7 protein-coding genes and 4 pseudogenes are annotated in these 7806 nt (G+C 59.2%); 6 read left to right on the top strand and 5 right to left on the bottom strand.

All coding sequences use genetic code 11. The features are described from left to right. The 3 genes and pseudogenes from NKI79_RS32865 to NKI79_RS32855 form a co-directional block, all read right to left on the bottom strand. A partial coding sequence (locus NKI79_RS32865; RefSeq protein WP_502909886.1) for a DUF5372 family protein occupies positions 1-312 on the bottom strand: 312 nt, incomplete at its 3' end. A gap of 43 nt (positions 313-355) precedes the next feature. Next, positions 356-984 (bottom strand): annotated as a pseudogene (locus NKI79_RS32860) (tyrosine-type recombinase/integrase); the annotation flags it as partial. Positions 985-1119: 135 nt separating this feature from the next. Further along, a complete protein-coding gene (locus NKI79_RS32855) occupies positions 1120-2115 on the bottom strand; it encodes a D-alanine--D-alanine ligase family protein (protein WP_352807419.1) in 996 nt (331 codons plus the stop codon). 1216 nt (positions 2116-3331) lie between these two features. Here NKI79_RS32855 and NKI79_RS32850 point away from each other — a divergent pair. Continuing rightward, positions 3332-3479 (top strand): annotated as a pseudogene (locus NKI79_RS32850) (transposase); the annotation flags it as partial. Here the strand turns inward: NKI79_RS32850 and NKI79_RS33415 are convergent. Further along, positions 3436-3615 carry a transposase domain-containing protein gene (locus tag NKI79_RS33415; RefSeq protein WP_502909885.1) on the bottom strand — a complete coding sequence of 60 codons (180 nt, stop codon included), beginning with the start codon at positions 3613-3615 and terminating at the stop codon, positions 3436-3438. The pseudogene NKI79_RS32850 and the gene NKI79_RS33415 sit on opposite strands and share 44 nt — an antisense overlap. A gap of 550 nt (positions 3616-4165) precedes the next feature. Between NKI79_RS33415 and NKI79_RS32840 the strand changes: the two genes are divergently transcribed. Then, on the top strand, positions 4166-4678 hold the full coding sequence (locus NKI79_RS32840) for a GNAT family N-acetyltransferase (RefSeq protein ID WP_352807416.1): 513 nt from the start codon (positions 4166-4168) through the stop codon (positions 4676-4678). 74 nt (positions 4679-4752) lie between these two features. Here NKI79_RS32840 and NKI79_RS32835 read toward each other — a convergent pair whose 3' ends face one another. After that, a complete protein-coding gene (locus tag NKI79_RS32835; protein ID WP_352807421.1) occupies positions 4753-5421 on the bottom strand; it encodes a hypothetical protein in 669 nt (222 codons plus the stop codon). Positions 5422-5715: 294 nt separating this feature from the next. Between NKI79_RS32835 and NKI79_RS32830 the strand changes: the two are divergent. From NKI79_RS32830 to NKI79_RS32815, 4 genes and pseudogenes are all read left to right on the top strand, one after another. Beyond that, positions 5716-6893 (top strand): annotated as a pseudogene (locus NKI79_RS32830) (IS481 family transposase); the annotation flags it as partial. A 38-nt stretch (positions 6894-6931) separates the two neighbouring features. Beyond that, positions 6932-7174 (top strand): annotated as a pseudogene (locus NKI79_RS32825) (IS21 family transposase); the annotation flags it as partial. Beyond that, the gene (locus NKI79_RS32820) at positions 7119-7352 is read left to right on the top strand and encodes a hypothetical protein (RefSeq protein ID WP_352807413.1); all 234 of its coding nucleotides are present in this window, start codon (positions 7119-7121) and stop codon (positions 7350-7352) included. The pseudogene NKI79_RS32825 and the gene NKI79_RS32820, both read left to right, overlap by 56 nt. 12 nt (positions 7353-7364) lie before the next feature. Next, positions 7365-7806: ATP-binding protein (locus NKI79_RS32815; protein WP_352807410.1), on the top strand; the 442-nt coding region annotated here is incomplete at its 3' end.

Genomic DNA, 7806 nt, shown 5'->3' with positions numbered 1-7806 from the left:
CTCCACCAGAACAGGCTTGGTTGGGGACTTTCGAATTGGCGCTTCATTCTGATCTTTCTCCGTCGTTGAGTCGGACTGGAGAAATCCTAAAAGCGCATCGATCTCAGCGCGCAGAGATTGCAAGGCCCCAAGGGAAAACCGCGGCTCAGCCGATAGCTTGAAGTGTGTCGCCGCCTCGCGCATCATCCACGCCGGTACGCAGGCAAGGGAGCCGTCAGGCTGCGGAATGACCACCAACTCGGTTCCACGGTACGCATAGCGCCTCAGAATGAGCACCGTCTCACCGCAGCGCGGATGAAATGGATAGTAAATCCGCCCTTCTTCCGGCTGTTGGCGGGCAGTTTGTCGTTGTTTTGAGCAGAACCTGGATGATGCGGATGTCGGTGCCGTTCTCCAGAAGATGCGTGGCGAAGCTGTGGCGAAGGGTGTGCACCGTCACCCGCTTGTCAATGCCGGCGGCTGCACGCGCCGAGCGACAGGCCGAATACAACACCTGCACATCGATAGGGCGATCGGCACCGCGCCCAGCCAGTCCTGCGGCTTCGCCAGCCACCAGTAAATCCGCAGGATGCGCAGAAGCTGCGCCGACAACATCACGGTGCGGTCCTTGCCGCCCTTGCCGTGCTCGATCCGGATCACGCCGCGTCCGCTGTCGATGTCACCGACCTTCAGCCCCACGGTCTCCGAAGCGCGAAGGCCAGCAGCGTAGGCCGTGGTCAAGGCCGTCCGCGTCTTCAGGCTCGGCACCGCCTCAAAAAGAAGAACCGCATTGCGCACACCGTCTGGTTCAGCGCAGGCCACGAGATCCCGCTCGAGACCAGATGAACTTGGAAGGTGCGGACGGACCGAGCCGGTCCGGCGAATGGCCAAAGTAGCGCGAAAACTTCGCCACGGCATGCACGTAGGATCGCTGTTGGCCGGCGACAGATTACGGATCGTCATATCCTCGATCATGCGCCGATGAAGTGGGCTCAACTCGGCCATTTTATTGCTCCTGTTCTCAAGATTGCGCTTCAACAGCCGCAATCCTCTAAAACAGAAGCTTCACCCGCAAACCGACCCGCCAAATGCCGCGTCAGCGGCTTCGTTCAATCTGGATCCCTTAAATCGCGACACGCTTTAGCGGATGCCAATTCCGAAATAGCGCCTGTGAGCGACATCGACAATCCGATTGATCAAGTTCGAAGAGCTGTACCCGGCGGTGGTCGCAGCCGAGAGATAAGCGCTTGTCGTGCCGAGCCCCGGCATGGTGTTGATCTCCAGAACAAACGGCTGGCCAAAATCGTCTATCCGGAAGTCCACCCGGGCGTAATCCCGGCATTGGCAGATACCGAAGGTTTCAACCGAAATTTCCCGCAGCACCGCAGCAAGGCTGCTTCCGATCTCAGCCGGGCAAATCTTCGGCGGCGCCGCAACCACCATGTGCTTCGCTTCCCAAGTCACAATACGCGTTTCGCGGTGGCCGAAATCCTGCTCTACAAGAGGCAACACTTCGAGTTCTTTGTTTCCCAGCAGCGCGACCCAAATTTCTCGCCCCTCGATGTACTCCTCCACGAGCGCATCCTGCGCGAACTGCGTGACGATCACTTCTACAGCCTGCCTCAACTGAGCGGGGTCATTTACGAGCTGCACACCGCAGCTGTCTGATTCGTGACGGGGCTTCACTATCAGTGGGAATCGCAACTCTCCGGTACTATCAGTACCGTGACGCATCACGCGAAAATTCGGTGTTGGCAAACCACTATCGCGGATGAGCGTCTTAGTGATAACCTTGTCGAGCGCCAGCCCATGTCCGAGCGGACCGGATCCGGTGTATGGGACTCCCGCCATCTCCAGCATGGCCGGAACGTGGGTGAGACGGCATTCGCCCTGAATTCCGTATGCCATGTTGAACACGAGTCCCGAGGGGCGGGCTTGGCACTCCGGTGCCATGAACCGTTCAAGTGTAGCCAGCATGCTTTTATCGCCTTCGCATAGCAGCGTGTCGTGACCGCCTTCTTGCAGTGCGGCCGCCACGCTTTCAATCGTCTCGCGGCCATATGCCTCCGGGCAAGGCTGACCAAACCGATTGATCACGCCCCGAGTATCAAAGTTCCACACGATAGCTACACGCATAAGCTACTCCCTGGATGTTTGCCCGCTGTCAACTTCATTCTTGGAACTGATTTATAGAGACAACAGCTAGTTTCGGCCCGGTACGTGGCCGGTACTGCTGTCCAAGCAACGAGCGGATTTTGCTTCCTGGAACGGGAGGAAATTGGTTACCCAGCAAATAGCTGCCGGGCAATATGTTGCCACCTTGTCCTAGCAATAGATCGCGCACCGCCCTGCCCCTCGCCGTACCTGTGTTCCTTAAGCGGACGCAAGGCGGATAACGACAAGAAGGACCAGCTGAAGGATTACGAGACCGTTGAGGAGGCCAAACGGTGACCAATGTCACCAACATTAAGAAGCGGCTCAGCCTCGCGGCCTCGTGGCGTGCGCGATAGCCGCTCCTCGCGCAGCTGATCAGCTTGTCCTGACCTGTCAGAACAAGTGCCGCCATGAGGCAAGCTCCGCGCCTTGATCTGTGCCGCCAGTGGCTCGTGCGGAGCGAGCGCGGTAATTGCCGCTGTAATTCTTCCGAGCGGCTGGCCCCCCATCGGTCACAACCTTTACCGTCGAGGCGGCCGCCGGGGATCTGACCCCAGTACTCTGACGCGCAATCGCGTCCCCGCTGAAGAGGCTGCCAAAGGTATGCTCTGCATACTGCACCGCCAGCGGCATCAGCCGATCCGCGCGGACTCCCGGGGCCACAGGGTACAATACGCAAAGCACGCGTCATGAAGCGCAGTAGCTGTCTGCGGACTAGCGACTGGCTTCCTGGCCGACGGCTGCCTGCGGCTGCTTCGGGGGCTAGACCTGCGAGCGTCGCGTCACCTTCAGCTCTCGCTGCATCGTCGTGGTTCAGCCGGGAGTTGATCTTCGCGAGCCCTCTTCGGGGGGACGGCACGTCCTCCGCCCCGAAGGTGGTGCGAAGCGCCCCATGACGGCTGCCGACAAATCCGTCTAGCGGCAGATCTATGGCATTAACTTGGATCGTTTCAGGAAGTTTCATGCAGAATGCTGCGTCAAGAAAGTGAGGCGGCCGTGCTCGTAACGTATGCTTCTCCGCGTCCCATGCAATTGGCGTGCCCGCCGGTTGTGCAAGCAAGAGCGTCGAAATCGCATGTTTGGCGTGGTACGAGCAATACTTGCGCCCCTTTGTGTGTTAGGTTCCGAACATTGGCGCTATTAACCGCACCTGAGTGCCGTCGAGAATTTCATCCATCGCGGTTCTGGCTAGTAGCTTGAGGCGGGTGCGAAGGCGGGCGATCTAGCCCGCTTCGCACGGTGTCTCGGAGGCGACGTTGTACAACTGGAACGCCAAGCATGGTGGGATGGGTGTCACTGACGCTAAGCGGCTGAAGGCTCTGAAAGACCGAAACGCCAAGCTGAAAAGCGTAGGCGGGCAGCTGAGGCCGTCCAGCGCCGGTAATTCCATGGCATGAGGGTGTCGATGTCACTGTTTGGCCAGCCATTGGCGAAGGGATTGAGGGTCAGAGTGAGCCAAGCGTGCGGATCGGCCTGATTGATCTTGGCGGTTTATGCCGACCGCCGAACTACGCCGAGTGAGCAAGTTTTTACCAACACTTTCCTCAACGCAGCGATACTGGATCGGCATAGCTTAGGCTCTCTCCGTCGCAATTGACGCGAAGGAGAGGACACATGAACGCAAGTGACTTATCTGCAGCACACTGTATCGGAAGCTGATCCACGGGCCGTGTGGCGAGTTTGCGCGCATTTATGCTGGCAGATATCAGACGAAGGCTTCGGTAAGCCGGGCAAAGCGTCGCGCTCGTTTCGCGAGGTCACGCCGCCGATTAGGGATCTCCGTCTCTGGCGATCGGTGAGACTGGGAGCGGATCAATTTGCGATCGGCGCAGATGGAGGAATAGACCCGACGCGCGGGAAGCCCATGACGGCCTGCAGAGCCGCGGAGCAGAAAGAGATAGCAACCTTTCTTCTTCGGTTCGTTCACCCAAACTGGCATGGGTTTTGATTCCTTCGGTGTGAGGCGCGAGAGCTGCCGACCGGCATTCATGTCGCGGGTAACCGTGACGGATGGAACGAAGGATCGATTTACATGAATCTGGAAACAAAACGCTTATTCATGCGCCAAATACGTCCTTGGGACGCAGACGCGCTACATCGCCTGCAATGCGATCCGCTAGTAGTCGAGTCCACGATGGCGGGAACTCCGCCAACACGGGAAATGACTGATGCGCGGCTGTCCCTCTATCTTCATGAGTGGGAAACCTACGGTTACGGATTCTGGATGATCTATGAACGAGACGACGGTGGCGACCTGCGCTTCGCGGGGGCATCCGGGCTGCGCCACTTAGGTGACAACGCCATTGAGGTCGGATGCCGATTGTTCGGAGCCAGATGCGGTCAGGGGATTGGGCCGGAGAGCCTTAAGCCAGTGATCGAATTCGCCTTCGCAACCCAATCTATCGATCGGTTGGTCGCTTTCATACGCCCGACGAATATTCGATCTCTCAGAATGAGCGCCCTGCTGGGCTTTTCCTACCTTCGGTCTGATGTCATTGATGCAACGAAATATCAATGCTTTGAATTGCGTCGCGCGCCTCGGTGATGCTTAGCAAACTGCTGCGCTCGTGCTCGCAGTTGTGGGGCCGCCTGCCAAAAGTGCCATCGAGCTTGGGGAGATCAGGATGACGACAGATCCGCCGAGCGCTCGGCGTCGACGTCACTCTCGACCCGCAGGCGACGGCCACCGTCAAGCTCGATCGTCGCCACGCCGGTCTTGCGACGCGCACGAGAGTGGATGAGTGGTGACCTGTTTAACTGCTTGCCGGCTCCACAGACGTCGGCGGAGCCGGCAACTGCGGATTCCGACGTGAAGCCGGCCGCCATTCCGATCAAACACCGGCCAGCATTCCGGTATGAAGCCGGCCACCGTTCCAACCAAAGACCGGCCAGTTTTCGGCACTGAAGATTACCTCCTGGGTCAGCAACTTTGGCATCAAACACCTCGCTAGGAACGAGGAGATTTTGATGCCGGCAAAGAGAAGACTGACCATGAGACAGTTGAGACAAATGCTTCGGCTTGCCGGAAGCGGGACCAGCTCCCGCGAGATTGCGGTCGTGCTGGGAATAGCACGCAGTACGGTGCTGGATAATCTGCAGCGCGCAGCGGCAATCGGGTTGAGCTGGCCCCTGCCAAGCGAGCTGACCAATGACGCGCTTGAGAACAAACTCTTCGCTCGCAATGGTGTCAAACAGGGCACGCGGCGGCGCACAGAGCCGAACTGGGCCAATCTTGCCGTCGAGCTCAAGAAGCCGGGCGTCACGCTCCTCGTCTTGTGGGAGGAGCATCGAGGAAGTCATCCCGACGGATATGGCTACAGCCGGTTCTGCGAGCTCTTTCGCAGCTTCGAGCAGCGGCTTTCCCCGACGATGCGCCAGGAACACGCCGCCGGCGACAAGGTCTTCGTGGACTATTCCGGCAAGAAGATCCCGATCGTTGATCGAGACACCGGTGAGATCCGTGAGGCGGAGATCTTTGGTGGCGGTCTTGGAAGCGTCCAGCTTTGCCCTTCCCGAGAGATGGGTGACAGTTCATTCCGGAGACATGGGTTACACTTTCGGCCCTTTGCAAGGAGAGCAAGGGTGCCTTGGAAGGAGTGTAGCCAAATGGATGAGCGGCTGAAGTTCGTCGCGCGGGTTCTGGATGGCGAGAAGATGGCGGTGCTGTGCCGGGATTTCGGCATCTCGCGCAAGACCGGCTATAAGATCCTCAAGCGCTACAATGACAGCGGGCTGGAAGGGCTGACGGATCGCTCGCGCCGACCTTACCGGCACGCCAATCAGCTTCCTTTCCAAATCGAGAAGCTGATTGTGCGTGCCAAGCACGACAAGCCCAACTGGGGCGCGCCGAAGATCAGGGAGCGGCTGGCGCGGCTCTACCCGGACGTCCACACCCCAGCAATCTCAACGGTGCATGCAGTTCTGGACCGCCACGGCCTGGTCAAGCGCCGCAAGCAACAACGCAACCGAGCGCAGGGAACGGCGCTCTCCCATAGCGGCCAGCCCAACGATCTGTGGTGTGCCGACTACAAGGGCGAGTTCATGCTTGCCGACAAGTGCTATTGCTATCCGCTGACGATCAGCGACTTCGCCAGCCGCTATCTCTTGGCCTGCGAGGCGCTCCACACGACCAAGGAGGCCTTTGCCTTCACCGTGTTCGAGAACGCTTTCAAGGAGTTCGGCCTGCCCGGGGCGATCAGAACGGATAACGGTGTGCCCTTCGCAAGCCCCAATGCGCTCTTCAATCTTTCCAGGCTGTCGGTCTGGTGGCTCAGGCTCGGCATCGCCATCGAGCGCATCAAACCGGGCAACCCGCAACAGAACGGTCGCCATGAACGCATGCATCTGACTCTGAAGCTGGAGACCACCAAAACGGCCGGCGCCAACTTCCTGCAGCAACAGGCCAAGTTCGATGACTTCGTCGAGGAGTTCAACAACGAACGTCCACACCAGGCGCTCGACATGGACTGTCCGGCACAGCACTACGCGCCGTCACCGCGCACCTACACTGGCCTGCCTGACCTCGATTATCCGTTCCACGACAAGGCCGTCACCGTCACCACCTGCGGGCGCATCTGCTACAATCGCAAAAAGATCAACCTCAGCCAGGTCTTCGCCGGCCAGACCGTCGGCATCAAACAGGTCGAGGCCATATCTGGCTGGTCAGCTTCGTGGACTATGATCTGGGCTATTTCGACGATGAGACATGTAGGCTCGAACCACTCCAAAACCCTTTCGGGCCGAAAGTGTTAGCCATGTCTCCGGTACAAACCGTAACCTATGTGTCCAGAATGGACCCTTCACATATGCCGAAGCAACCTGGACCCAGACACTGCCTGACTGGATTGGTTCACATGTCCGGATGTTTCGTTTCTTTGATGGCGTTCCCCGACTGATCGTCCCCGACAATCTGAAGTCGGGCGTCAGCCGCGCCAGCTTCTACGATCCCGAGATCAATCGCAGCTACGGCATGATGGCATCCTATTATGGCGTCGGCGTTCTTCCGGCACGGCCGCGACGGCCGAAGGACAAAGCGCCTGTTTCGCGATATCACACGCGATCGCGCCGAAGCCGTGTCAGCCCGCGCTCTCGAGATCGGTGGGCTGAACTGCAAGAGCATCGCCTCGCTCATCGCCAATCACAAGGCCGCAAGGCATTCCACCGAACCGACCGCCATCGTCGATCACGCCAATCTGCGTGGCCCTGACTACTTTCATTGAGGAGACACACCAATGCTTATCCATCCGACGATCGACATGCTGCGCGAAGTCGGCCTTCATGGCATGGCCACCGCCTTCCAGGAGCTCGACGCACAATCCGAAGCCCGCGGCCTCGAGCATGGCGAATGGCTTGCCATGCTGCTCGAGCGCGAGGCTACCATGCGCCGCCAGAAGCGTTTCGAAGCCCGCGCCAGGGCTGCAAAGCTTCGCCATGACGCACAGATCGAGAATGCCGACTTTCGTGCCGTACGCGGTCTTGACCGCACTCTGTTCATGGCGCTCGCCGGCTGCGACTGGATCCGCAAGCATCACAGTCTTCTCATCACCGGGCCGGCGGGCGTGGGCAAGAGTTGGCTGGCCTGCGCTCTCGGCCACAAGGCCTGCCGCGAAGACTTCTCCGTCGCCTATCACCGCGTTCCCAGGCTGTTTGCAGCACTTGCCCTCGCGAGAGGCG

The organism is Mesorhizobium sp. M0340 (genome assembly GCF_040321535.1).
GTDB lineage: Bacteria > Pseudomonadota > Alphaproteobacteria > Rhizobiales > Rhizobiaceae > Mesorhizobium.
The sequence above is the reverse complement of the archived record's forward strand: the minus strand, read 5'-3'. Positions and strand labels throughout refer to the sequence as shown.